The sequence below is a fragment of the Rhodococcus sp. IEGM 1305 genome (assembly GCF_030058635.1).
In the GTDB taxonomy this organism is placed as follows: domain Bacteria; phylum Actinomycetota; class Actinomycetes; order Mycobacteriales; family Mycobacteriaceae; genus Rhodococcus_F; species Rhodococcus_F opacus_D.
In genome coordinates this window covers 349,780-372,659 of sequence record NZ_JASHKX010000001.1, presented here as the reverse complement: position 1 = coordinate 372,659, position 22,880 = coordinate 349,780, and the positions used below count along the sequence as shown (strand labels likewise).

21 protein-coding genes and 2 pseudogenes are annotated in these 22,880 nt (G+C 66.0%); 15 read left to right on the top strand and 8 right to left on the bottom strand.

Translation table 11 applies throughout. From position 1 onward, the window contains the following. Nucleotides 1-5 precede the first annotated feature (5 nt). The gene (locus QM693_RS01750; protein WP_280779726.1) at nucleotides 6-509 is read left to right on the top strand and encodes a flavin reductase family protein; all 504 of its coding nucleotides are present in this window, start codon (nucleotides 6-8) and stop codon (nucleotides 507-509) included. Nucleotides 510-598: 89 nt separating this feature from the next. On the opposite strand, the gene QM693_RS01745 is transcribed toward QM693_RS01750, so the two are convergent. After that, a complete protein-coding gene (locus QM693_RS01745) occupies nucleotides 599-1,285 on the bottom strand; it encodes a GntR family transcriptional regulator (protein ID WP_280779725.1) in 687 nt (228 codons plus the stop codon). Between the two features lie 253 nt (nucleotides 1,286-1,538). On the opposite strand from QM693_RS01745, the gene QM693_RS01740 reads away from it, so the two are divergent. The 5 genes from QM693_RS01740 (at nucleotide 1,539) to QM693_RS01720 (ending at nucleotide 6,543) form a co-directional block, all read left to right on the top strand. Further along, nucleotides 1,539-3,008 (top strand): purine-cytosine permease family protein, encoded by a 1,470-nt coding sequence (locus QM693_RS01740; protein WP_283351154.1) that lies wholly within the window; start codon nucleotides 1,539-1,541, stop codon nucleotides 3,006-3,008. Next, nucleotides 3,008-4,273 (top strand): bifunctional 3,4-dihydroxy-2-butanone-4-phosphate synthase/GTP cyclohydrolase II, encoded by a 1,266-nt coding sequence (locus QM693_RS01735; protein WP_283351153.1) that lies wholly within the window; start codon nucleotides 3,008-3,010, stop codon nucleotides 4,271-4,273. Before QM693_RS01740 ends, QM693_RS01735 begins: the two co-directional genes overlap by 1 nt. A 19-nt stretch (nucleotides 4,274-4,292) precedes the next feature. Then, on the top strand, nucleotides 4,293-4,568 hold the full coding sequence (locus QM693_RS01730) for a hypothetical protein (protein WP_280779723.1): 276 nt from the start codon (nucleotides 4,293-4,295) through the stop codon (nucleotides 4,566-4,568). 54 nt (nucleotides 4,569-4,622) lie between these two features. Continuing rightward, complete coding sequence (locus QM693_RS01725; protein ID WP_283351152.1) at nucleotides 4,623-6,077, top strand: NAD-dependent succinate-semialdehyde dehydrogenase; 1,455 nt, start codon at nucleotides 4,623-4,625, stop codon at nucleotides 6,075-6,077. A gap of 208 nt (nucleotides 6,078-6,285) precedes the next feature. Further along, complete coding sequence (locus QM693_RS01720; RefSeq protein WP_283351151.1) at nucleotides 6,286-6,543, top strand: hypothetical protein; 258 nt, start codon at nucleotides 6,286-6,288, stop codon at nucleotides 6,541-6,543. 66 nt (nucleotides 6,544-6,609) lie between these two features. Here QM693_RS01720 and QM693_RS01715 read toward each other — a convergent pair. Beyond that, nucleotides 6,610-7,857 (bottom strand): annotated as a pseudogene (locus tag QM693_RS01715) (tetratricopeptide repeat protein); the annotation flags it as partial. Nucleotides 7,858-8,442: 585 nt separating this feature from the next. Here QM693_RS01715 and QM693_RS01710 point away from each other — a divergent pair. Next, nucleotides 8,443-8,871 (top strand): MarR family winged helix-turn-helix transcriptional regulator, encoded by a 429-nt coding sequence (locus tag QM693_RS01710; protein ID WP_283351150.1) that lies wholly within the window; start codon nucleotides 8,443-8,445, stop codon nucleotides 8,869-8,871. Beyond that, nucleotides 8,855-10,291, top strand: a complete 1,437-nt coding sequence (locus QM693_RS01705) for an MFS transporter (RefSeq protein ID WP_283351149.1) — start codon at nucleotides 8,855-8,857, stop codon at nucleotides 10,289-10,291. Before QM693_RS01710 ends, QM693_RS01705 begins: the two co-directional genes overlap by 17 nt. A gap of 160 nt (nucleotides 10,292-10,451) precedes the next feature. On the opposite strand, the gene QM693_RS01700 is transcribed toward QM693_RS01705, so the two are convergent. From QM693_RS01700 to QM693_RS01685, 4 genes are read right to left on the bottom strand one after another with little or no spacing between them, the layout of a single operon-like run. Continuing rightward, entirely contained in the window at nucleotides 10,452-11,648 is a 1,197-nt protein-coding gene (locus QM693_RS01700; RefSeq protein WP_283351148.1) for an acetyl-CoA C-acetyltransferase, read from the bottom strand. 13 nt (nucleotides 11,649-11,661) lie between these two features. Then, a complete protein-coding gene (locus QM693_RS01695; protein WP_283351147.1) occupies nucleotides 11,662-12,114 on the bottom strand; it encodes a MaoC family dehydratase in 453 nt (150 codons plus the stop codon). Between the two features lie 46 nt (nucleotides 12,115-12,160). Further along, nucleotides 12,161-13,384: an acetyl-CoA C-acetyltransferase gene (locus tag QM693_RS01690; protein WP_283351146.1), complete on the bottom strand. Its 1,224-nt coding sequence runs from the start codon at nucleotides 13,382-13,384 to the stop codon at nucleotides 12,161-12,163. Nucleotides 13,385-13,388: 4 nt separating this feature from the next. Further along, nucleotides 13,389-14,558, bottom strand: a complete 1,170-nt coding sequence (locus QM693_RS01685; protein WP_133985448.1) for an acyl-CoA dehydrogenase family protein — start codon at nucleotides 14,556-14,558, stop codon at nucleotides 13,389-13,391. 231 nt (nucleotides 14,559-14,789) lie between these two features. Here QM693_RS01685 and QM693_RS01680 point away from each other — a divergent pair, with 231 nt between their 5' ends. The 4 genes from QM693_RS01680 to QM693_RS01665 are packed head-to-tail and all read left to right on the top strand — an operon-like array spanning nucleotide 14,790 to nucleotide 18,022. Beyond that, nucleotides 14,790-15,140, top strand: coding sequence for an AMP-binding enzyme (locus QM693_RS01680; protein WP_054245945.1), 351 nt, complete (start codon nucleotides 14,790-14,792; stop codon nucleotides 15,138-15,140). 22 nt (nucleotides 15,141-15,162) lie between these two features. Further along, nucleotides 15,163-16,353 (top strand): acyl-CoA dehydrogenase family protein, encoded by a 1,191-nt coding sequence (locus QM693_RS01675; RefSeq protein WP_133985452.1) that lies wholly within the window; start codon nucleotides 15,163-15,165, stop codon nucleotides 16,351-16,353. A gap of 14 nt (nucleotides 16,354-16,367) precedes the next feature. Further along, nucleotides 16,368-17,111 carry a 3-oxoacyl-ACP reductase FabG gene (gene fabG / locus QM693_RS01670; protein WP_009475780.1) on the top strand — a complete coding sequence of 248 codons (744 nt, stop codon included), beginning with the start codon at nucleotides 16,368-16,370 and terminating at the stop codon, nucleotides 17,109-17,111. Nucleotides 17,112-17,152: 41 nt separating this feature from the next. Continuing rightward, nucleotides 17,153-18,022: a LysR family transcriptional regulator gene (locus QM693_RS01665; RefSeq protein WP_283351145.1), complete on the top strand. Its 870-nt coding sequence runs from the start codon at nucleotides 17,153-17,155 to the stop codon at nucleotides 18,020-18,022. Here QM693_RS01665 and QM693_RS01660 read toward each other — a convergent pair. Next, the gene (locus QM693_RS01660) at nucleotides 17,962-18,855 is read right to left on the bottom strand and encodes a LysR family transcriptional regulator (protein WP_005265006.1); all 894 of its coding nucleotides are present in this window, start codon (nucleotides 18,853-18,855) and stop codon (nucleotides 17,962-17,964) included. The two genes, QM693_RS01665 and QM693_RS01660, sit on opposite strands and share 61 nt — an antisense overlap. Before the next feature lie 161 nt (nucleotides 18,856-19,016). Here QM693_RS01660 and QM693_RS01655 point away from each other — a divergent pair. After that, nucleotides 19,017-19,241 (top strand): annotated as a pseudogene (locus tag QM693_RS01655) (GntR family transcriptional regulator); the annotation flags it as partial. A 165-nt stretch (nucleotides 19,242-19,406) separates the two neighbouring features. Here the strand turns inward: QM693_RS01655 and QM693_RS01650 are convergent. Then, nucleotides 19,407-20,117: a TetR/AcrR family transcriptional regulator gene (locus QM693_RS01650; protein ID WP_283351144.1), complete on the bottom strand. Its 711-nt coding sequence runs from the start codon at nucleotides 20,115-20,117 to the stop codon at nucleotides 19,407-19,409. 146 nt (nucleotides 20,118-20,263) lie between these two features. Here QM693_RS01650 and QM693_RS01645 point away from each other — a divergent pair, with 146 nt between their 5' ends. Next, nucleotides 20,264-21,655: an APC family permease gene (locus QM693_RS01645; protein WP_283351143.1), complete on the top strand. Its 1,392-nt coding sequence runs from the start codon at nucleotides 20,264-20,266 to the stop codon at nucleotides 21,653-21,655. Further along, nucleotides 21,652-22,797: a serine hydrolase domain-containing protein gene (locus tag QM693_RS01640; protein WP_283351142.1), complete on the top strand. Its 1,146-nt coding sequence runs from the start codon at nucleotides 21,652-21,654 to the stop codon at nucleotides 22,795-22,797. Before QM693_RS01645 ends, QM693_RS01640 begins: the two co-directional genes overlap by 4 nt. Nucleotides 22,798-22,880 lie beyond the last annotated feature (83 nt).

The window sequence follows — 22,880 nt, the reverse complement described above, 5'->3', positions numbered from 1 at the left end:
ACACCATGTCACAGCTTCAGCACACCGTTGACCTCGATCTGATGAAGCAGGTCAACCGCCAGTTCGTCACCGGCGTCACCGTCATCACCACGATGGACGGCGACACCCCGAAGGGGCTGGCGGTCAACGCCTTTGCCAGCATCTCGCTCGACCCGCCGACCGTGATGGTCTGCGTGCAGCGCACGTCCAACACCCACGACTGCCTCTTCCGCGCCGATCATCTCGCGATCAACATCCTGTCCACGGCCCAGATGGACGTCGTCGCCAAGTTCGCATCGAAGTCCGACGACAAGTTCGCGGGCCTGAACTGGCGGACCGGCCCCTCCGGGAGTCCGTTGATCGACCTCAGTAGCGCACAGATGGAGGTCGAGATCCGGGAGCGGCTTCAGGCGAGCACCCACACAGTGTTCATCTGCCGCGTCCTGCACGCCGCAGTCAGCGAACAGACTCCGATGATCTACAGCGCCGGAAAGTTCTTCGACGGAGGTTCTCTCGACCCCCTGGGATGATCCCGCCTCCGCCCCGGAGGCGAGGACACAGACGAACGCGGGCCCACCTGTCGATCAGGTGGGCCCGCGGCGTTCTCGGGACGTGTCGGTCAGCGCGCCGGTCCGGCGGCGTTCAACCCGGCCATCACAGCGTGGTGACTTGCCTGGACGTGGTGACGCATGAGCTGCTCGGCGCCCGCACCGTCCTTGGCGATGATGAGGTCGAGCACGCGATGGTGTTCGCGCTCGGAGTCCAGGGAACGTCCGGGCTGTGCGAGCGAGGTCTTCACCAGCCGCCCGTAAGCCAACTGATTCATCAGAATTCGATAGTGGGTGGCGAGTTTCCCGTTGTCGGCGCCGACGATGAGGATCTCGTGGAACTCACGGACCAGCTCGGCGTACCGTGCGGTGTCGCCTGCGAGGACAGCTGCGTCGGCGTCGGCGACGTTGGATCTCATCGCCTCCAGTTCAGGGATGTTTCCGCGGGCGGCCATCAACCTGGCGGCGGCGCCCTCGAGGAGCTGTTTCATCTCGAACAGCTCGTTGATCTCGCGCCGGGACGGGGCGGCGACGAACGTTCCGACCCTTGACCGGATCTCCACGAGCCCCTCGATCTGCAGTTGCTTGAGTGCCTCGCGCACGGGGGTTCGGCTGATACCGAAGGTCTCGGCCAGATTCACCTCGGACAGCGCGTCACCCGGCCCGAGCTCGCCGCTGATGATCATCTGACGGAGCCCGTCGGCCACCTGCTCCTGAAAATTGGCGGTCACAAGCTTTCGGGTCGACGCGACGACCATCCTCACTCCTCCGTGCTGGACTGCCATCTTGCATGGCAATTATTGCCAATCTACAGTCCCCGCGCGCAACCGGGCAAGGCGCGGACCACGGTCGAGACTGGGCGTTTCCGTCGTTCACCGGCTTTGTCAGATGATTACGGCGAGATGACCCGCATGAAGGGTTGATGACGGGGGTTGACTTCGTCGCAACGGTTCTGCACAGTGATCTGCACAACGTTCTCTGCCATACATCATGGCAATCAGAGAGGTCATTATGTCTCAGACTCCCTCGGCAGACACCGAAGACCGCCGATACCGCAGCAAGGTCGCCGCGGTCGAGCCGTACGGCGTCGACCACATTCCCGACGTCGAACGGCACGGCACCGCCCGCTCCCAGTTCTCCATCTGGTTCGCCGCCGGCATGAACTTTCCGATCATGGTGCTGGGCTTCTCCGCCGTCAGCTTCGGACTCTCGCTGACGTCGGCGGTGACCGCGATCGTGCTCGGCTCCCTCGTCGGCGCGGCCGTCATGGGCATTCTGTCGCAGATGGGCGCCCGACTCGGTGTTCCGCAGCAGATCCAGTCGCGAGGCCCCCTCGGCTTCTTCGGGAACTTCGTCCCCGTCGCCTACATCAACGTCTTCGCCGGCATCGGATGGGCCGCCGTGACGATCATCCTCGGCGCCCAGGCCCTCCATGAGCTCGCGCCCGGCATCCCCTTCTGGCTCTCCGCCCTGGTGCTCGTCAGCATTCAGCTGGTGGTAGCCGTCTTCGGGTACAACATGATCCACTTCCTGCAGAAGATCCTGTCGTTCGTGCTGTTCTTCGGGTTCGTCCTCATCACCGTCGTGTCGGTGACCAACAGCGACGCAGTCGGCTTCGACGCCAACCCCGATGCGCCGTACTACATCGGCGGCACCGGTGGGTGGATCACCTTCGCCGGGTTCTTCATGTCGTTCCTCATCGCCTGGTGGCCGTTCGCGTCCGACTACTCGCGCTACCTTCCCGACGACGACGGCACCGCCAAGCGTGCGGGCACCTACACCCTCGCCGGCAACTTCATCACGCTGACCTGGTTGGGCATCGCCGGCGCACTGCTCGGAGGATCGGCCGTCTCGGGCGAAGAACCCATCGAGGCCCTGGCACGCCTGACCGGTTCGTGGGCGCCCGTGGCGCTGATCGTCGTCCTGTTGTCCTCCTTCTCCCAGAACTTCCTCAATGTCTACGGCGGCGCAATTTCGGTGCAGACGTTGCGGATTCCGGTCAGCCGTCGCACGGCAGTCATCGTCATCTGCGTCCTCGCCTACGTCATCAGTCTCTGGGCGGGTGCGGGCTTCGAGGCCAAGTTCAAGAACTTCCTGTTCCTCGGCGCCTACCTGATCGCCCCGTTTGGGGCGGCACTGCTCCTCGACTACTTCGTCGGTGGGCGGAAGGACAAGTCCCGAGTCGACGAACTGTACGACGAGACGCGCGTATTGAATTGGGGATTCTTCGCCTGGGTCGCGGGCGTCGTAGCCTCCGTCCCCTTCTGGAACCTGTCCTTCTACCAGGGCTGGGTCCCCGTTCACCATCCCGGATGGGGCGACCTGACCTATGTCGTCGGCTTCGTGGTGGCTGCGGGCGTGTACATGCTCACCTACCACCTCCCCGGCGTTCGTCGCCAGCCGAAGTTCGCTGCCGAGGTCGGCACCGAGGGTTCGGCGATCGCCGACCCGACACCCGCCACCACGGGCGGTGAGCGGTGATGACCGAGCAGATATTCGAGACAGTCCCGGCCTCGGCCCCGGCGTTCGTCGCGGACGTCGAACGCGCCCTCGGCGAGATCGCTGCCGGACGCGCCGTAGTCGTGGTCGACGATCACGATCGCGAGAACGAAGGCGACCTGATCTTCGCCGCCGAGTGTGCAACACCGGAACTCGTCGCCTTCACAATCCGGTACGGCTCCGGGGTGTTGTGCGTGCCGATGGCAGCTGACCGGCTCGACGCACTGCGACTGCCCCCGATGTGCACGGACAACGAGGATCCCAAAGGCACCGCCTACGCGGTGAGCGTCGACGCCCGCGACGGGGTCAGCACCGGGATTTCGGCCGCGGACAGGGCCCGGACCATCCGGCTCCTCGCCGCCGCCGACACCCGCCCCGAACAGCTGACCCGTCCCGGACACGTGTTCCCGCTGCGGGCTCGCCCAGGCGGCGTACTCGAACGCCCCGGGCACACCGAAGCTGCGGTCGACCTGACCGCGCTGGCCGGGATGCGCCCGGCCGGAGCCATCTGCGAGATTGTCAACGACGACGGCACCATGGCCCGTGGCGCCGCCCTCGACGAGTTCTGTGCCGAGCACGGCCTGCACAAGCTCGCCATCGCCGACCTTGTCCGCTACCGCCGGTGGCAGGCACCTGTCGTCAGCAGCTCCGCGACACGCATGCCCACCCCGCACGGGACCTTCGAGGCCGTAGCCGTCGCCGGCGCGGACGGTCCGGAACACCTCGTCCTGACCCTCGGCGTCGTCGCGGACCAGGACGACGTCCTGGTCAGGGTGCATTCGGAATGCCTGACCGGCGACGTGTTCGGCTCCAGGCGCTGCGACTGCGGTCCGCAACTCGACCAGGCACTCGCCGAGATCGCCGGCGTCGGCGCAGGCGTGGTGATCTATCTACGCGGCCACGAAGGGCGCGGCATCGGGCTGGTCCAGAAATTGCGTGCCTACGGTCTCCAGGAACGCGGATACGACACCGTCGACGCCAACACCGCCCTCGGACTGCCCGTCGATGCGCGTGACTTCGGCATGGCGGCGAAGATTCTGGCCGACCTACGGATCCGCTCGGTGAATCTGATGTCGAACAATCCGCACAAGGAGTCGGCACTGGCGTCCTACGGCACCCGCATCCTGCGGACCACGCCGCTGCACATCGCGCCGACCACCGACAACGTGCGCTACCTGCAGACGAAGACCGAACGCCTGGGGCACCGGCCCCCGGTCGGGCTCCCGACAACCGTCCGACACGCGTGAACACCACGGAGCAGCAGACATGACAACCCTCATCACCCGGCACCGGGTTCGCGACTTCGACACCTGGCGCACGGTGTTCGGCGGGCATCAGGAGAACCGGCGTGCTCACGGAGCCACCGGCCACCGGATCTACCGCTTCGGGAACGACGTGACCGTGATGACCGAGTTCCCGGACCGTGCCTCGGCCGAGAAGTTCCTCACCGATCCCGCGCTCCGCGACGTCGTCGCCCGCGCCGGTTTCGTCGACCCACCCACCACGAGCATCTGCGAACTCGTCGACACCGAACAGTACTGACCAGGCATGACCGCGGCGCACGTCGCCATGTCTTTCACGCTCAGGAGAAACCGAATGATCGACTCGAAGACGCTACTGGCGTCGCTGCCCACCGATCTGTGGATCGGCGGTAAGCAAGTACCGGCGTCGGGCGGCCGCACCCTCACCGTGCACAACCCGGCAGACGGCCAGGCTCTCGCCGAGATCGCCGATGCGCAGCCGGAGGACGGTCGCACCGCACTCGACGCGGCTGCGGCAGTTCAACCCGACTGGGCCGCGACGCCTGCGCGTGAGCGTTCCGACATCTTGCGCCGGGCATGGGATCTGATCAACCAGCGCCGCGACGAGTTCGCGTTGTTGATGACGTTGGAGATGGGCAAACCCCTGGCGGAAAGCTACGGAGAGGTGACGTACGGCGGCGAGTTCCTGCGCTGGTTTTCCGAGGAGGCGGTCCGGATCAACGGTCGCTACACCCAGTCTCCGTCGGGCAACGGGCGGATCCTGGTCACCAAGGAGCCGGTCGGTCCGACGGTGGCGATCACTCCGTGGAACTTCCCATTGGCGATGGGCACGCGCAAGATTGCTCCGGCGTTCGCCGCCGGGTGCACCATGGTGGTCAAACCGGCCGCGGAAACCCCGTTGACCATGCTGCTGCTCGGCGAGGTCTTCCGCGACGCGGGTCTTCCCGACGGCGTCCTGTCGATCGTGCCGACATCGAACGCGTCCGCACTGACCACACCGCTCTTCGAGGACCACCGACTACGTAAGGTGACGTTCACCGGCTCGACCGGCGTAGGGAAGGTGCTGTTGCGTCAGGCCGCCGACCGCGTCCTGCGGACGTCGATGGAGCTCGGCGGCAACGCCCCGTTCGTGGTCTTCGACGACGCCGACATCGACGCCGCCGTCGAGGGGGCAATGGCCGCGAAGATGCGGAACGGTGGTGAGGCGTGCACGGCCGCCAACCGCATCCACGTCGACAACGCAGTGCTCGCGGAGTTCAGCGAGAAGCTCACTGCCCGAATGCGAGATTTGAAAGTCGGACCCGGTGATCTCGATGGCACGCAGGTCGGGCCGCTGGTCAGTGAGAAGCAGCGCGCGAGCGTCGCCGAACTGGTCGATGACGCCGTCGGCAAGGGTGCCGTCGTCACCACCGGCGGAAGTCAGGCAGAAGGCGACGGGTACTTCTACGAACCCACCGTCCTCACCGACGTCCCAGCGCAGGCCCGGATCCTGAAGGAAGAGGTGTTCGGACCGGTCGCCGCGGTCATCGGATTCGACGGCGAAGAGGCCGGCATCGCCGCCGCCAACGACACCGAATACGGTCTGGCCGCCTACATCTACACCGAAGGACTCGAACGGGCACTGCGGGTATCCAACGCTCTCGAAGCCGGGATGGTGGGAGTCAACCGCGGCATCATCTCCGACGTCGCCGCCCCGTTCGGTGGTGTGAAGGAGTCCGGGCTCGGCCGGGAAAGCGGCAGCGAAGGCATCGAGGAGTATCTCGAACCGAAGTACATCGCCTTCCGGTGACACCGGCGGCCGAGCAACTGCCGAATCCGATCGGCTCCGCCTCGTACTGGAGCGCGCCGACGCGGCTGATCACACCGCCGGGCGCCGCGATGGTACGCAGGCCGGGTCACGGCAGGCGACAGCGCCCTCAGAAGTGCGCACAATAGAGGGGTGCAACCGGCGCGCCCCTCCACAGCATGAGGTAGAGCAGCCGCAGAAGGAGTTCACGATGAATTCGAAGAAGACCGTGGCGGGAGCCGTGATCGCCGGTGCGCTGGGCTTCAGCGCACTGGGGCTCGGCGCTGGCACGGCAAATGCTGATCCATGGCCACAATCGATTCCCGGTATCTCGGCACCCGACGTGGTTCCACCGCCCGGACAGCTGGGGCAGCTGCCGTTCATCCCACCGCCGGGCCAGTTGGGACAGCTACCGTTCGTACCGCCACCCGGCCACTGGGACAAGCCGTGGAAGTGGCTTCCTCAATGACCCCCGACGGGAACTGGTAACCAACATCAGTCGGACCGCGCCGAATCTTCCCGCTCGCCCGTGCAGCTAATCGTGCGCCCGCTCCACGACCCAGGCCGCGACCTGGGTCCGGGAGGTGAAACCCAGTTTCGCCAGGATGTGCTCCACATGTCCTTGTGCGGTGCGCGGTGAGATCACCAGGCGGTCGGCGATGGCCTGATTGGTCAGGCCTTCGGCGATCAGGTCGGCGACTTGGCGTTCCCTCTTGGTCAGTCGCGTCGACGTGTCGGCGTCTCGTGTGGCGGTGTCGGCCTGTTGCTCGTGGAGGGCGTAGGCGATCGCCGCGTCGAAGCCGAGTTGTTCACCCTTCCGGTGCGCCACTCCGAATGTTTTGTGCCCGAGCTCGTGCCGAACCTCCTGTTCGCAGTTCTGATGGTAAACAACCAAATTGGAATGTATGACCACAGCGCTACGCACCGACCGCGCCAGTCCTTCTGCGGCTCCCATCAGCGTTGCAGCTCGAACTGCGTCATGCCGCTCGCATGCGATCCAGGCCAACGCCTCGAGGGCGGCTGCAACGACGCGAGGACTGCGCACCTGCCTGGTCAGCTCCAGCGATTGCTCGAGGAGCCCGACCGCGCGATCGGCGTCACCCTGCCGCCACACGGCAATTCCCAGGGCCCACAGCGAGTGTGACCGGTACATCTTCTCGCCGTATCGTTCCGTAATCGAGAGCGCACGTTCGTGGCATTCGATCGCCTGGTCCGTCCGGCCGGACAGTCCGTAGGCCACACCCAACGGATACAGGATGCTGACTTCGAGTGTGCGATCCTTTCGTGCCGTGAACACGGCAAGGGCGGTTTCCAGTCGCGAACACGCTCGCGCGAGATCACCGCTGTAGAGGGCCAGCATGCCGTCGGCGCAGTCGACGTAGGCGCGCAGGAGGAGATCACTCGTGTCGGCGGTGAGAGTCCGCGCCTCATCGACGAGCGCTGTCGCGGCCTGAAGGTCGCCTTGAGCGAAAGCCATTATGCTGTGGTTGTAGAGCGCCTTGATCGAATCCAGGGTGGGCGGGCCGCTCTGGCGGACGAGCAGCTGGTCGTACCACCGTCGCCCCTCGTTGTAGAGGCCCTGGGAGCTCCAGAACAGGAACAGTGCCACCGCGATGCGCAGGCCGGCGGCGGGGTCGTCGTCGACGCTGAATTCGAGGGCCTCCCGCAGATTCGCGTGTTCCCGTTTCAGGCGGGCGATCCAGTCGAGTTGGCGGGCGCTGATCCACTCGGTCTCAGCGTCCAGCGCCAACGCCTCGTACCAATCCCGATGGCGGCGGCGCAGCACCTGATCCAACGGCAGCGGGCCGCCCGTCCGGACCCTGGCCTCCAGCGAATCCTGCGGGTGATACGGCATCACGATGTAGGGAAGGCCACTGTCGGTGGCACCGACCTGCAGGATGTTGACGATGTTCGGGTGTCCGGTCAGCCGGCCCATCGCTCGCTGCTCCCGGAAGAATCGGGCCCGGTTCTCCTCGTCGAGTTCGACGGTGAGGACCCTTCACGGCGACAGTGCGATCCAGGTCTTCCTGGGTGCAGCGGTAGACGACGCCGAAGCCGCCGCGGCCGATCTCCTGAACATCGTCGAAGCCCGTGCCGGCCAGCTCCACAGCCGGGGACGGCGGGTACCGCTGCGTGTCGAGCGGATCACCTTCACCCATCGGACGGTCTACTCACTCCGTCGGCTCATTGGTTTCGCGCACTGGTCCCGGCGGCACGACCAGCGCGGATACCACCGTGGACTCACGTCACGATGGCGTCCTCTCGAGGGTATCGCTGACGGTGACCGGCGCGGGCGATCCTTGCCGTGCCGGTGTGAGCCTCCCCATTTAGTCAATTAAATTGATCAATTTGGTTGTACGCTTTGCTCATGATCACCGAACAGGCCACCGCGCAGGTCCTGCGGGAAGCACTGCGCCCGATCTGGCGCCAGCTCACCACCGGCAGGACGATCTCCGTCGGCAAGATCGGTGTGCTCGCCTACCTGTCGAAGCACGGACAAACGTCTGCCTCGACACTCGCGGCTGCCGAGAAGATCAGCCCACAGGCAATCGCCAATGCGGTGCGCGAACTCGAGAGTCTCGGCCTGGTAGCGCGCACACCCGACGAGCAGGATCGACGCCGAATCTGGATCGAGCTCACCGATGCCGGCCGGGAGAGGCTGGCACAAGAGCGGTCGAATGGCCTGGACTGGCTGGAACACGCCATCGCGGAACGGCTGACGAACGAGGAGAAGGAGACGCTCGACTCCGTCGTCCCGATTCTGCGCAAGTTGGTGGACGATGCCCCAGTCGACTGAGTCCACCACAAGTCCCCGATTACTGCCGGCCCTGGCGTATGCCGCCCTGACGACCGCGATCGTCAGTTCACTCGGCATGCTCCTGGTGCCCACGATCTCCCACGACATGCACGTCGAGGTGAGCACCGGCCAATGGATGCTCACTGTCAACCTCCTGGTCGGCGCGGTCGCAACACCGATCATGGGCCGGCTGAGCGACGGCCCCCACAAGAAGCGCCTGCTCCTGTTCTCCCTGACCACGATCCTCGTCGGTTCGATCGTCGCGGCCGCCGCTCCCAACTTCACTGTCTTCCTGATCGGGCGCGCATTGCAGGGACTCACCTACGGGATCGTTCCGGTGACTATCGCCCTGGCCCGCCGCTATCTCCCCGAGAACCAGGCCCGGCTCGGCATCTCCAGCCTGTCGGTGACGGTGACGACAGGCCTGGGACTCGGATACCCCCTGACCGGCATCCTCGCCGACCTTCTCGGGTTCCGTTTCGCTTTCTGGTTCGCGGCGCTGTTCCTGATCACCACCATCCTCGTCGTCTGGCGTGTCGTTCCCGCCGGCCCCGACGAGCAGGCACCACGCAACACCCTCGACGTCCCGGGCGCACTGCTGGTCGGTACCGGACTCGCATCGCTCCTCGTCGCTGTCAGCGAAGGCTCGAGGTGGGGCTGGGGCTCGCCGTGGACACTCGGATTCTTCGCCGGGGCGGCGACACTGCTGACAGCGTGGTCGCTCGTCGAACTGCGCACCCCATACCCGCTGATCAACCTGCGGGTACTGCGCAACAGTGACGTCCTGGTCGCGAACAGCACCGCGATCGGCCTTGGCGCCGCGATGTACATCGGACTCTCGATCGGCAGCCTCATCGCCCAGGCGCCCACCTCCACCGGATACGGCATCGCGCTGCCCCTGTTCTGGGCCGGATTCGTGATGCTTCCCCTGTCGGTGGCAAGTTTCGGCGCGAACCGACTCGTCCGCGCGGTCTCGCACCGGATCCGCATGAGGACTCTGCTGCTCGTCGGTGCAGGCCTCGTGACGGCCTCGAGCGTGCTCCTCTGGGTCGCCCACAACGCGCTGTGGGAAATCCTGATCGGGATGTTGGGGTTCGGGGCCGGAATGGGCATGACCTACGCGGCGATGCCGGCTCTGATCGCCCGCAGCGTCGCCGACACCGAACTCGGCAGCGCCGTGAGCTTCAACCAGGTGCTGCGCACCGTCGGCGGTTCGTTCGGCAGCGCCCTCGCAGGTGCGGTGCTCGCCGCGAACCTGGCACCGGACCTACTTCCCACCGAAAACGGAATCCGGCTCGCTCTCGCCGTGGGTGCCATCGGGTGCGCGGTCGTCTTCGTCGCGCTCCTCGTCAACAATGTGACGTCGCGTCCGCCGGCTCCGACGTCGGAGCCGGCGGACGCGCGTATCAGTCGGCTATAGGGCGTGTTTCCCGATCCCTCTCGGATGCACCTGGCGAAACAATCGTCGTCCGGCAAGGCGGAGGAGAAGCCGATACCGCGGTTGTATCGGCGCCGACGACAACGCAGCAGGACGGCGATTGGGCGCCAGGAGCGCCGAAATGGGGATCGGGAGACACGACCTACGCACCTTCGACGATGGCGGCCATTCCCTGCCCGCCACCGATGCACATCGTGAGAAGCGCCTTGCCTCCGCCCCGTCGCCGCAATTCATGCAGCGCGGTGGTCGTCATTCGTGCTCCGGTCGCGCCGATCGGGTGTCCGAGCGAGATCCCGGACCCGTTGACGTTGAGGCGGTCCCGATCCTCGAAACCCCACTCCTTCAGGACGCCGAGCACCTGGCACGCGAAAGCCTCGTTCAGCTCGATCAGCGTGAAGTCGTCGAAGCTCGCGCCCGTCCTCTGGAACAGCTTCGACGCCGCCGCGACCGGTCCGAGGCCCATCAGTGCGGGTTCGCACCCGGCTGCGGCCCACCCGGTGAGGAAGCCCAACGGCTCGAGCCCGAGTTCGTCGAGTTGATCCTCGGCGACGACGAGCATCGACGACGCCGCATCGTTCTGCTGACTCGCGTTGCCCGCGGTGACGACGCCGTCTTTGAGAGCACTCCGCAGGCGTGCCAGGGTCTCGGGCGTGGTTTCGGGGCGGATGCCCTCGTCCCGGGAGACGACGGAGACGTTGCCCTTCCGGTCGGTGATCTTCACCTCGATCACCTCGTCGTCGAACTTGCCTGCCTCCCAGGCTGCGTGGGCCTTCGCGTGGCTCTCGGCTGCGAACGCGTCCGACTCCTCACGGCCGATTCCGCACCGTGCCGCGACGTTCTCGGCGGTCTCGATCATTCCGCTGATCTTCCCGAACCGCCATTCCGGCTGGGAGCGTTCCCGCCCGCGGTCGAGGCGGTCGTACAGGTTCAGCGATCCGGCGCGGGTGCCCCAGCGGGCACCGGTGGTGTAGTGCTCGATGTTGCTCATCGACTCGACGCCGCCGGCGAGCACGACGTCGGCCGCGCCGGTCTGCACCATCATCGACGCGGTCACGAGGGCCTGCAGGCCCGTGCCGCAGCGGCGGTCGGTCTGCAGTCCGGCGACGCGGATCGGCAGTCCCGCCTCGAGGGCCGCCCACCGTCCGATGCACGGGGCCTCGGAGTTGGCGTACGACTGGCCCATCACGACGTCTTCGATGAGGATCGGGTCGATCCCAGACCGTGCCACGGTCTCTTTGATCACGGTGGCGGCCAACGTCTCTGCCGGGACGTCGCGCAGTGCTCCGCCGAAACGGCCGACCGCGGTGCGGACGGGGGCGACCAGTGCTGCTCTACGCATGTTGTTCCTCGTTTCAGGAGACCAGGACGCGGACGGTCTCGGCGACGCACGCCGGCTTGTCCTCACCCTGGATCTCGATGGTGTATTTGACGACCAGTTGCGCGCCCTGGTTGGTGCGCTCGAACGACACGATCTCACCGCCGGCCCGCACCTTCGCCCCGACCTTCACCGGCTGGGGGAAGCGAACCTTGTTGAGGCCGTAGTTGATCACCAGCTTCACGCCGTCGATGCGCATGAGTTCGGCGCCAAGTTTCGGCAGCAACGACAGCGTGAGGTAACCGTGGGCGATGGGGGCCCCGAACGGGCCCTGGGCGGCACGCTCGGGATCGACGTGGATCCACTGGTGGTCTTCGGTGGCATCGGCGAACCCGTTCACGCGTTCCTGCGTGATCTCGAGCCAGTCGCTGTGGCCGAGATGTTCACCGACTGCGGATTCGACGTCGTCGATTCCCTGGAATACGCGCATGACACTCTTTTCGGGTCGGCCCGATACCGGGCGGAAGTGGAAACGGCTAGATGTTGACGTTCTCGAACACGGCCGCGATGCCCTGCCCGCCGCCGATGCACATCGTCTCGATGCCGTAGCGGGCCTGGCGGCGATCCAGTTCACGAAGCAGATTGGCCAGGATACGACCGCCGGTGGCGCCGACGGGGTGGCCGAGGGAGATTCCGGATCCGTTGACGTTGAATCGGTCTCGCATGTCGGACTCGTCGAACTTCCACTCCCGCGCGCACGCCAGCACCTGCGCCGCGAACGCCTCGTTGATCTCGAGGAGATCGATGTCGTTGAGGGTGAGCTTCGCCCGGGTGAGGGCCTTGTCGACGGCGGGGACCGGGCCGATGCCCATCCGGTTCGGCTCCACTCCGGCGACACCCCAGCTGACGAGCCGGGCGAACGGGCGCAGGCCAAGACGTTCCGCGTTCTCGGGGGTGGTCACGATCGCGGCGGCGGCCGCGTCGTTCTGACCACAGGCGTTGCCGGCGGTCACGGTCGCCTCCGGGTCGACGCGTGACCGGATGGGCCGCAACGCCGACAACGACTCGGCCGTGACATCGCGGCGCGGGTGCTCGTCGGTGGTGACGACGACGTCGGGCTTCCCGCGCTTGCCCGGCACCGTCACCGGGATCGTCTCGGCGTCGAACAGGCCACCGTCCTGGGCGCGGATCGCACGCGCGTGGGACTCCGCGGCGTACGCGTCCTGCTCCTCGCGGCTGATCGAGTACTCGCGGCGCAGGTTCTCCGCGGTTTCGATCATGCCGCCCTCGACGGGGAAGTTGACGCCGCCGGAGTTGGTGCGGGGCTTGGCCAAGCGATCGTGGAATTCCACCGACGCACCCTTGACGCCCCAGCGCATTCCGGTGCTGTAGAACTCGGTCTGGCTCATCGACTCGGCGCCGCCCGCGATCACCAGATCGCTCATTCCGGTCTGCACCTGCATGGCCGCGTAGATCACGGCCTGCAGCCCGGAGCCACAGCGGCGGTCGAGCTGGATGCCGGGCACGGTGACGTCGAGGCCGGCGTCGAGCGCAGCGATCCGGCCGATGGCCGCAGCCTCGCCGTTGGCGTAGCCCTGACCGAAGATGACGTCGTCGATGTCGTCGGACGTGATCGACGTCCGTTCGATCAGGCCCTTCAACACCGTCGATGCGAGGGTGGTGACGGGGATGTCGCGGTACATGCCGCCGAATCCCCCGACTGGGGTGCGGACGGGTTCACAGATCACTGCTTCGTACATGGGCTCAGAGCGCTTTCTTCGCTTCGCGGACGAGGCCACCGCCGATGATCAGACGCTGGATCTCGCTGGTGCCCTCGTACAGGCGCAGCAGGCGGACCTCACGGTAGATCCGTTCCACCGGAACGTCTCTCATGTATCCGGTGCCGCCGTGGACCTGCACCGCGAGGTCGGCGACCTTGCCGGCCATCTCCGTGCAGTACAGCTTCGCCACGGACGGGGAGATACGACGATCCTCACCGCTGACGTACTTCTGCGCCGCGTCCCGCACCAGCGCGCGGCCCGCGGACACGCCGACCTGCTGGTCGGCGAGCATGGCCTGCACCAACTGGAAGTCACCGATCGGGGTGCCGCCCTGCTTCGTGACCGCCGCGAAGGCGACGGACTCGTCCAGCGCACGCTGAGCGCTGCCGACGGCGAGTGCGGCGATGTGCACGCGGCCCCGGGCGAGCGACGTCATGGCGGCGCGGTAGCCGGCCTCCTCGCTGCCGCCGACCAGGGCGGTTTCGGGGACGGTGACGTCGTCGAACGCGACCTCCGCGGTCCAGGCACCCTCCTGGCCCATCTTCTTGTCCTTCGGCCCGACCACGACGCCGGCGGTGTCGGCGGGGACGAGGAACACCGCGATGCCGGTGCCGGTCTCGTCGGCGGGACGGGTGCGGGCGAAGACCACGAACAGATCGGCCAACGGCGCGTTGGTGATGAACCGCTTGGTGCCGTTGATCGTCCACTTGCCGTCCTTCAGGACGGCGCGGGTGGTCAGGCCCGCCGGGTTCGACCCGGCCTCCGGCTCGGTCAGCGCGAACGACGCGACCACGTCACCGGACGCGATGCGCTCGAGCCATTCCGACTTCTGTTCGTCCGTACCGAAATTCACCAGCACCTGGCCCGCGATCCCGTTGTTGGTGCCGAACATCGACCGCAACGCCAGGCTCGTGTACCCGAACTCCATGGCCAGTTCCACGTCCTGAGTGAGGTCGAGTCCGAGCCCGCCCCACTGCTGCGGGATGGCGTACCCGAACAGACCCATCTCCGCCGCCTTGCGGCGAATGTCGTCCGGAATCAGGTCCTTTTCCGCGATTTCATTTTCCCTGGGAATTACTTCCTTCTGAATAAAGGTTCTCGTCTGCGCGAGAATGTCCTTGAAGTCTTCGTCACTCACTTCGCGTTCAGCCATGAAGGTGAATATCCAGCAACCCGGCCTCGCTGTCAAGCGAGTGCCACGAACGAGAACGCGCAGCGCAGACGGCATTTACGACCCATAGGAAGAGGGAAACTGTCGGTTTCCTACAGCGTCTTTGACCACGGCGGTCCGAGGCACTTCAATAGGTGTCAGTGTCCGGAGGAATTGTCCGGGCATATTCACGAACAATGAAATTTCCCGGCGAGATGGAACTCGATATTCGACATGGTTGGCAGACCCGAGGACGCACTCCTCTACAAGGGCTACACCGTCGATCCGCACGAATTGGAACAGCTGTTGCTGTCACGACGAGGCATTCTCGACGTCGTGGTGGTCGGCCGCTCCGTTCTCGGGGTCGGGGAGATGCCCGTCGCATTCGTGGTGGCAGAAACCACGGCGCGCATCACCGCCGAGGAACTGATCGAGTTCGTGGCGGCCACGGTGCCGCCGTACAAGAAGGTGCGTGAGGTGGTCTTCGTCGACGAGTTGCCCCTGTCCCCACGGGGTGCGGTCCTGCGGTCCGCATTGCGCGACCGCCTGAACGACGTGCACGCCGAGCAGAGTACGGAGAAATGATGAACACGGGACAGGTGGAACAATGACACGACTGGCGCAGACCGCCGGGCTCACGGACACCCAGGGCGAGATCGTCTCGGCAGTGCGAGAGTTCGTGGACAAGGCGATCATTCCGCAGGCGCAGGAGCTCGAACATTCCGACACGTACCCGACGGCGATCGTCGAGCAGATGAAGGAGATGGGCCTGTTCGGGCTCACGATCCCCGAGGAGTACGGCGGCATCGGGGAATCCCTCCTCACCTACGCACTGTGCGTCGAGGAGATCGCGCGGGGCTGGATGAGCGTGTCCGGGGTGATCAACACCCATTTCATCGTGGCGCACATGATCGCGAGTCACGGCACACCCGAACAGAAGGCCCACTACCTGCCACGCATGGCGACGGGTGAACTGCGCGGCGCGTTCTCGATGTCCGAGCCCGAACTGGGTTCCGACGTCGCCGCCATCCGGACCAAGGCGGCCCGGGCAGCGGACGGCAACTACGTGATCGACGGCCAGAAGATGTGGCTGACCAACGGCGGGTCGTCGACGCTGGTGGCAGTGCTGGTCCGCACCGAGGAGGGCGCGGCGAAGCCCCACGACAACCTCACCGCGTTCCTCATCGAGAAGCCCGCCGGGTTCGGCGAGGTGCTACCCGGGCTCACGATCCCCGGGAAGATCGACAAGATGGGCTACAAGGGCATCGACACCACCGAGATGGTGTTCAGCGGCTACCAGGCCGCGGCAGACACGATCCTCGGCGGCGACCCGGGCCGCGGCTTCCGGCAGATGATGGACGGCGTCGAGGTCGGCCGCGTCAACGTCGCCGCCCGCGCGTGCGGGATCGCCCAGCGCGCATTCGAACTCGGCGTGAAATATGCGAAGACGCGGGAGACGTTCGGTTCGCCGATCGCCGAACACCAGGCGATCGCCTTCCGGATCGCGGAGATGGCGACCAAGGTCGAGGCAGCACACCTGATGATGGTGAATGCGGCGCGGCTCAAGGACTCCGGGGAACGCAACGACGTCGCGGCCGGGATGGCCAAGTACCTCGCGAGCGAGTTCTGCTCCGAGGTGACGCAGGACAGCTTCCGGATCCACGGCGGCTACGGCTATTCCAAGGAATACGAGATCGAACGCCTCATGCGGGAGGCACCGTTCCTCCTCATCGGCGAGGGCACCAGCGACATTCAGAAGCAGATCATCAGCCGCGGGCTGCTGCGTTCGTACAACTGAGGAAGGAAGAATCAATGACACTTCTCGAGGGACGGGTCGCCGTCGTCACGGGCGCGGCCCAGGGCATCGGTTTCGAGATGGCCCGAAAGTTCGCGAGTGAGGGCGCGTCGGTCGTCCTCGGCGACATGCACGCCGAGAACGTCAAGGCCGCCGCCGGAAAGCTGGAGGCCGACGGCTTCCAGGCCGTCGCCGTCGCCTGCGACGTGACCGATCCGGATCAGATGCAGAACCTCGGAAAGACGGCGATCGACGCGTTCGGCGCGATGGACGTGTGGGTCAACAACGCCGGCATCACCCGCGACGCGACGCTGCGCAAGATGTCGCTCGCCGATTTCCGCTCCGTCATCGACGTGCACCTGCAGGGCGCGTGGCTGGGCACCCAGATCGCGTCGATCGCGATGCGGGAGGCCGGCAAGGGTTCGATCGTGAACATCTCGTCGATCTCGGGCAAGGTCGGCATGGTCGGGCAGACCAACTACAGCGCCGCGAAGGCCGGCATGGTGGGCCTGACCAAGGCGGCCGCGAAGGAGGTCGCCCACCTCGGGGTGCGGGTCAACGCGATCCAGCCCGGCGTGGTGAACACCGACATGATCCGCGCCCTGCGCGCCGACATCATCGAGGCGAAGCTCAAGGAGGTCCCGATGGGCCGCGGTGCCGAGCCCGAGGAGATCGCGAACGTCGCACTGTTCCTCGCGTCCGATCTGTCCAGCTACATGACGGGCACCGTTCTCGAAGTCACCGGCGGACGTCACATCTGACATCCGGCGGATCGACGGGTCGTACGCAGTAGTCTGCACTGGTGGAGTCGCGTCACGTCGAGTACTTTCTCGCCACCGTCGACAACGACGGCCTGGCGCTCGCGGCCGAGGCCCTGGGCGTCACCAAGCCGTCGTTGTCGAAGGGGCTGCGCAATCTCGAGCGTGACCTCGGTGTCGAACTGTTCCACCGCGTGGGCCGCGGCCTGGTGCTCAGTGCGGCGGGAAAGGCATTCGTCGGTCCGGCGCGGAAGATCGTGCGAGACCTGGTGGCCGCCGAGAGCTCGCTGGTCGACGTCTCGGGACTGCCGCGCGGCCGACTCGACATCTGCGCGTCCGCGCACGTCGCGGAAGGCCCCGTCACGGAACTGATCGGGTCCTTCCGCAAGCAGTATCCCGGCGTGGTCGTCCGGCTCGCCGACCTGCGGCCGGTCGACGTCATCGCCTCGCTGATCCGCGACGGACACTGCGAGATCGCCTTCAGTCATTTCCCCTTCGCTGCAGCTGGATTGACGACGCGCGTCCTCGGAATCCACGAGTACTGGCTGGTGGTTCCGCACGACGCCGAGATCGACTGGCGAGATCCGTTCCCCCTCGATGACCTTCCGAACATTCCCGTGGTGGGGTTGCCCAAGGAGTCGTCGTCGCGCACCGTCATCGAGAAGGCACTGCAGGCCGCTGGGAGCCGGACGATCATGTCGGCCGTCGTCGACCAGCGGGAAGCCGTCGGCGCGTTCGTCGTCGAGGGCGTGGGAATGTCGTTCATGGAACGCACCCTCGCGGAACGGGCCGCGGTCGGCGGCGCCCGGATCTGTACCCTCGACCCGCCGATCACCGTCCCGTACGGGGTGATCTACGACGAAGCCCGGCTGTCTCCGGCCGGACGCGCGTTCCTCGATACGCTCGCGCCCTGAGCCTCGTCGAGCGCGGCGATGAACGCCGCCGCCGCGGGCGGAAGCGGATCCGGTCGATGGACGAGACCGATGGTGCGCACCTCCGGCGGTGCGAGCGAGCGCACCACGACCCCCGGCAGTTCCTGCTCGGCGACGCGCCGCGGCAGCAGGGTCGCCCCCGCACCCTGGACAACCAGTTCCCACATCGACTGACGATGCGCACACTCGACGGCGATGTTGTTCACCGGCAGTCGTGGCCGCGACCCGATCTCGACGATCATCGGAATGTCGGCAAGCAGGTCGACGGGCACCGGATCGGGTAGTTCGATCGCCAGATCGGCGTGGAGTGCGAGCACGATCTCCTGTTCCCCCACCATCCGGAACTCGAGCCCCTGGTGGTCGACGAGCAGTTCGGTGAGCCCGAGGTCGCACTCACCCGACCGGACCGCGCGGCCGACGCCGTCCGGAACGTCCGCCGACACCGTGGCCAGGACCACGCGCGGGTACTGACGATGAAACCGGCCGACGATACGCGGAAGCGGATCGGCAGCAAGAGAATTGAGAACTGCGATCGTCAGGGTGCCGGACCGCAGTTCGGCGACGTCGTGCACGACGGCCCGCGCCCGCTCCACATCGGCGAGGACCTGCCGCGCCGCATGCGCGAACGACGTGCCCGCCGGGGTGATCCGCAGCTTCCGTCCTCCACGATCGAACAGTTCGACACCCAGATCGCGCTCGAGAGTCCGGATCGCCTGCGACAGCGACGGCTGCGCGATGAACAGTGCCCGCGCGGCCTCGGTGATGCTGCCGTGATCGGCCACGGCGACGAGGTACTCGGCGTCCCGGATGTCCACCGCCCGAGTCTAGCGACCACGAAGTGCGCCGAGGCCACGCCGGCCGACGACATGCGCAACCAAATTGAAGGCCTGCGACCGCCTCATTTCACAAGCTCGCAACCACATTAGAGGCCGATGGTATATCAATCAGTCTCATATCCGGGAAGGTGCGACCGCCGATGCCGCTGCATGACAGATCAAGGCGACAGCAACTTCCGGAGGAAGTTGCCTCGTATGTGCGCGAGATGATCATTTCCGGCGACGTGCGTGCAGGCGATTTCCTCCGCATCGAGCGGATTGCCGAAGCCGTGGGAGTCAGCACGAGGCCTGTCCGCGAGGGGCTTCTTACACTCCGGAGCGAAGGCTTCGTCGAGTTGGTCCCCCGTCGAGGCCTCGTCGTGGCGCTGGCAGAGAAAGCCGTCCGATACGAACTGGTCTGCTCGGTAACTGCACCCACAGATGCCGTCGACGTTCTCGCGGTCGTACACGGCTTCCGCGTCCCCGTCGCTCACTACCCCGTCGGTGTTGTGGCGGAACGAACGGTGTCGTTCGAGCCCGCTCGCGATTCGCTAGGCCGACTCGGCGCTCTCGCGCTCGGCGGCCGCCAGCACGGCCTCGACGACCAGATCGTAGATCGTCCGACGATCGATGCCGGTCAGCTCCGTGATGTGGGCGCGGGCCGTCGGATACTCGCCGTCGGGTAGATGCGCGTAGATGCGCGTCCATGACGCGGCGTCCTTCGCCTGGATCTCGGGGTCCAGGGTGGCAAGTACGGCGACCTGCCCGGCGAGCCCGAGCGTGGCGTCGGCAAATGCCCGGTAGTACCGGACCGTGGCTTCGCGAGACAGGCCCGACCGCGCGAACGTCTCGAGGATCAGCTCGACCATTCGGCGCTCTGCCGGACCGCCCGTCGTACGGGCGAACGTCAGCGCCGCGATGGCAGGCGAACGGACCGCGGTCGCCCAGATCCGATCGGCGATGCGGCGCAACGTGTCCTGCCAGTGCTCGCCTTCGGGCACCTCCCCGATCTCCTCGAGCTCGACCGCGGTCGCGTGGTCGTAGACGGCCAGCAGCAACTCGTCCTTGTCGCGGAACAGCCGGTACAGAGTCGTCGCATCGACCTTCAGTTCCTCGCCGAGGCGACGCATCGTCAGCCCGGCGGCGCCGTCGCGCTGAGCGAGTTCGAACGCAGCCTTCACCGCGGCTTCCTGCTGCAGCCCCTTGCGTTCACGCCGCGTCGTCCGCGCCGGCGTTGTGGCGCGAGCGGTGTCCTTCGCCATCGTGCTCCCCTCGATCCCTCGATCGATCCACCGTAGCAATACAGCACCCGCGCATCCTGCTGCCCACAAAGTTGTCAACAGCGTTGACAACACCGTCGCAGCGGAGTTTAGTGGTCGTCGCCACAGCACTACTTCAAGGAGTTCGCATGACGGAATCGCGGGTCGCGACAGCGACTGACGAACCACAGTTGACGCCGCGACTGACACTGCCGTCAGTAGTGGCATTCGGGTTGTCCTACATGGCTCCGAGCCTGGTCATGATCATTTTCGGCGTCATCGCAGTCGTCAGTGCCGGCACCGCGCCCACGGCGTTCCTGGTCGCGACCGGGGCGATGCTGCTCACCGCACTGAGCTACGCACGGCTGGCGCGCATCTACCCGGTCTCGGGTTCGGCGTACTTCTACGCCCGCCGCAACCTCGGCTCGGCGGCCGGGTTCCTGGTCGGATGGGCGATCCTGTTGGACTACCTGTTCCTGCCGATGGTCGCGTGGCTGGCGCAGTCGATCCTGCTCAACGCACAGTTCCCGGCGGTTCCGATCTGGCTGTGGATGTTGATCAACGCCGGCTTGACGACGGCGATCAATGTCATCGGGATCGCGCTCGCCGATCGTCTCAACCGGCTGCTGCTCGCCGTCTCCACCTTCTTGGTACTGCTCTTCTTCGCGTACTGCATCAAGTTCCTCGCCGGCAATCCGGTCGCCTCCTACGGCGAACCGTTCTGGAACTCCGACAGCACGGTCGCCGGCATCTCCGCGGCAGCGGCGATCGCGGCGTACTCGTTTCTCGGTTTCGACGCGGTGACCACACTCGCCGAAGAGACCAAGGACGCCGCGCGAAACATCCCCCGGGCCATCATCTGGATCGTCTCGATCGGCGGCGTCATCTTCTTCGTCGTGGCATATGTCATGCAGCTCGTCCACCCCGGCGACATCTTCGACGACGCGCAGGCCGCGTCGTACGCGATGTCGGTGCAGGTCGGTGGTCAGTTCTTCGCCGATTGGACCAACCTCGCGGGAATCATCGCAGGATCGGCATCCTGCCTGGCCGTCCAGCTCAGCTCGAGCCGTCTACTGTTCATCATGGGCCGCGACGGCGTGCTTCCCCGCCGATTGTTCGGAAAGCTCAACGGCCGTACCCGGACTCCGGTGTTCTGTGTGCTCGTCACGGGCAGCATGTGCTTCCTCGGTATGAACATGCCGCTCGAAACCGCGACGGGATTCATCAACTTCGGCGCGTTCACGGCCTTCACCGCGGTCAACCTCTGCGTCATCGTGTACTACCTGCGGAACTACGCCACACGGCAGTTGAGTGCCGTCCGCTTCGTGGTCATGCCGCTCGTCGGCGCCGCCGTGACGCTGTACATGATCACCCAGCTCAGCGAGCATGCACTGATCTCCGGAATCTCCTGGTTGGCAATCGGAATCGTCTACCTCGTCTGGCTCACACGCGGCTTCCGCCGGCCGACACCTGAAATGAGCTTCACCCACGAGCAGGCGGTCATCGTCGCCGCCGGACGGAGCAGCGAGGCCGTGAAATGATCGATACCAAGTCGTTTGTCAGCCTTGCGGATTGGCAGAGCCCACCGACCAACCGGTACACCTTCGGCCGAATGCGGCAAGTCGTGCCGACGGCACGGGTCGCTGCCGGATCGGCGCCACTGCCACTCACCGACGGCGACCCGCTCGATCTCGATCTCCCCGTCGGCACCGAAACGCTCCGTTCGATACTCGACCGCACCTACACCGACGGATTCATGGTCCTCCACAACGGCACCGTGCGCGCCGAGTTGTATCCCGGAGACCTCGAACCCGGCCGGACGCACATGCTGTTCTCGGTCAGCAAGTCAATCGTCGGAACCGTCGCGGCAAACTTGATCGCGACCGGTCTGCTGGACCCGGAAGCCGCACTCACCGAGTATATTCCGGAGCTTGCGAACTCCGGCTACGCGGGCGCCACTGTGCGCCATATCCTCGACATGCGTTCCGGCATCCGATTCTCCGAAGAATACCTGGAGCCCGGCGCCGAGGTGCGGTACCTCGATCAGGCCGTGGGCTGGATTCCGCACGTCGACGATTGGGTACCGCCGTCGCTCTACCAGTTCCTACCGATGCTGAAAGCGGATCGCCCCCACGGTGGCCCGTTCGAATACCGCTCGTGTGAAACGGATGTACTCGGCTGGGTATGCGAACGCGCCGCCGCCGACCGTATGCCGGCACTGCTGTCGCGGCTCGTGTGGTCGAAGTTCGCCGCCGACGACATGGACGCCGGGGTAGACCGTGCCGGAGCCGTTTTCGCGGACGGTGGCCTCGCCGCGACGCTCCGGGATGTTGCGCGATTCGGTGAGATCCTCCGCCGCGGCGGACGCATCGGCGCCGAACAGGTCGTGCCGCTGCACTGGATCGACGATTCCCTACGTGGCGCGCCCGATTCGTGTGAGGCATATTCTCAATCGCCGACCGGAACGCCGTTCCCGAGCGGAATGTACCGAAATCAGTTCTGGATTCCCCACCCCGATCGGCGTGTGCTGTTGTGTCTGGGCATCTACGGTCAGTCCATCTACATCGACGTCGACCGGGGCGTCGTCGTCGTGAAACTGTCGTCCTGCCCGACACCGGTGAACGACGAACTGGACAACGCCGGATTCGCCGCGGCCGAGGCCGTCGCCGCGGCGTTGGCCTGAACGGTCACAGCATCAGGGCGTGCGGAGGCCCCCGGTCCACGGCCGCGGGGGCCGCGCACGTCCGCCTGTCCAACGGACGGGAT

Bases quoted from the DNA above. Each gene is read 5' to 3' on its own strand.
- QM693_RS01735 (WP_283351153.1), top strand. From the start codon at position 3,008: ATGACCGAGCAGATATTCGAGACAGTCCCGGCCTCGGCCCCGGCGTTC.
- QM693_RS01685 (WP_133985448.1), bottom strand. From the start codon at position 14,558: ATGGCTGAACGCGAAGTGAGTGACGAAGACTTCAAGGACATTCTCGCG.
- QM693_RS01700 (WP_283351148.1), bottom strand. From the start codon at position 11,648: ATGCGTAGAGCAGCACTGGTCGCCCCCGTCCGCACCGCGGTCGGCCGT.
- QM693_RS01725 (WP_283351152.1), top strand. From the start codon at position 4,623: ATGATCGACTCGAAGACGCTACTGGCGTCGCTGCCCACCGATCTGTGG.
- QM693_RS01675 (WP_133985452.1), top strand. From the start codon at position 15,163: ATGACACGACTGGCGCAGACCGCCGGGCTCACGGACACCCAGGGCGAG.
- fabG (WP_009475780.1), top strand. From the start codon at position 16,368: ATGACACTTCTCGAGGGACGGGTCGCCGTCGTCACGGGCGCGGCCCAG.
- QM693_RS01650 (WP_283351144.1), bottom strand. From the start codon at position 20,117: ATGGCGAAGGACACCGCTCGCGCCACAACGCCGGCGCGGACGACGCGG.
- QM693_RS01680 (WP_054245945.1), top strand. From the start codon at position 14,790: ATGGTTGGCAGACCCGAGGACGCACTCCTCTACAAGGGCTACACCGTC.
- QM693_RS01720 (WP_283351151.1), top strand. From the start codon at position 6,286: ATGAATTCGAAGAAGACCGTGGCGGGAGCCGTGATCGCCGGTGCGCTG.
- QM693_RS01705 (WP_283351149.1), top strand. From the start codon at position 8,855: ATGCCCCAGTCGACTGAGTCCACCACAAGTCCCCGATTACTGCCGGCC.
- QM693_RS01740 (WP_283351154.1), top strand. From the start codon at position 1,539: ATGTCTCAGACTCCCTCGGCAGACACCGAAGACCGCCGATACCGCAGC.
- QM693_RS01640 (WP_283351142.1), top strand. From the start codon at position 21,652: ATGATCGATACCAAGTCGTTTGTCAGCCTTGCGGATTGGCAGAGCCCA.
- QM693_RS01690 (WP_283351146.1), bottom strand. From the start codon at position 13,384: ATGTACGAAGCAGTGATCTGTGAACCCGTCCGCACCCCAGTCGGGGGA.
- QM693_RS01710 (WP_283351150.1), top strand. From the start codon at position 8,443: ATGATCACCGAACAGGCCACCGCGCAGGTCCTGCGGGAAGCACTGCGC.
- QM693_RS01645 (WP_283351143.1), top strand. From the start codon at position 20,264: ATGACGGAATCGCGGGTCGCGACAGCGACTGACGAACCACAGTTGACG.
- QM693_RS01745 (WP_280779725.1), bottom strand. From the start codon at position 1,285: ATGGTCGTCGCGTCGACCCGAAAGCTTGTGACCGCCAATTTTCAGGAG.
- QM693_RS01750 (WP_280779726.1), top strand. From the start codon at position 6: ATGTCACAGCTTCAGCACACCGTTGACCTCGATCTGATGAAGCAGGTC.
- QM693_RS01695 (WP_283351147.1), bottom strand. From the start codon at position 12,114: ATGCGCGTATTCCAGGGAATCGACGACGTCGAATCCGCAGTCGGTGAA.
- QM693_RS01730 (WP_280779723.1), top strand. From the start codon at position 4,293: ATGACAACCCTCATCACCCGGCACCGGGTTCGCGACTTCGACACCTGG.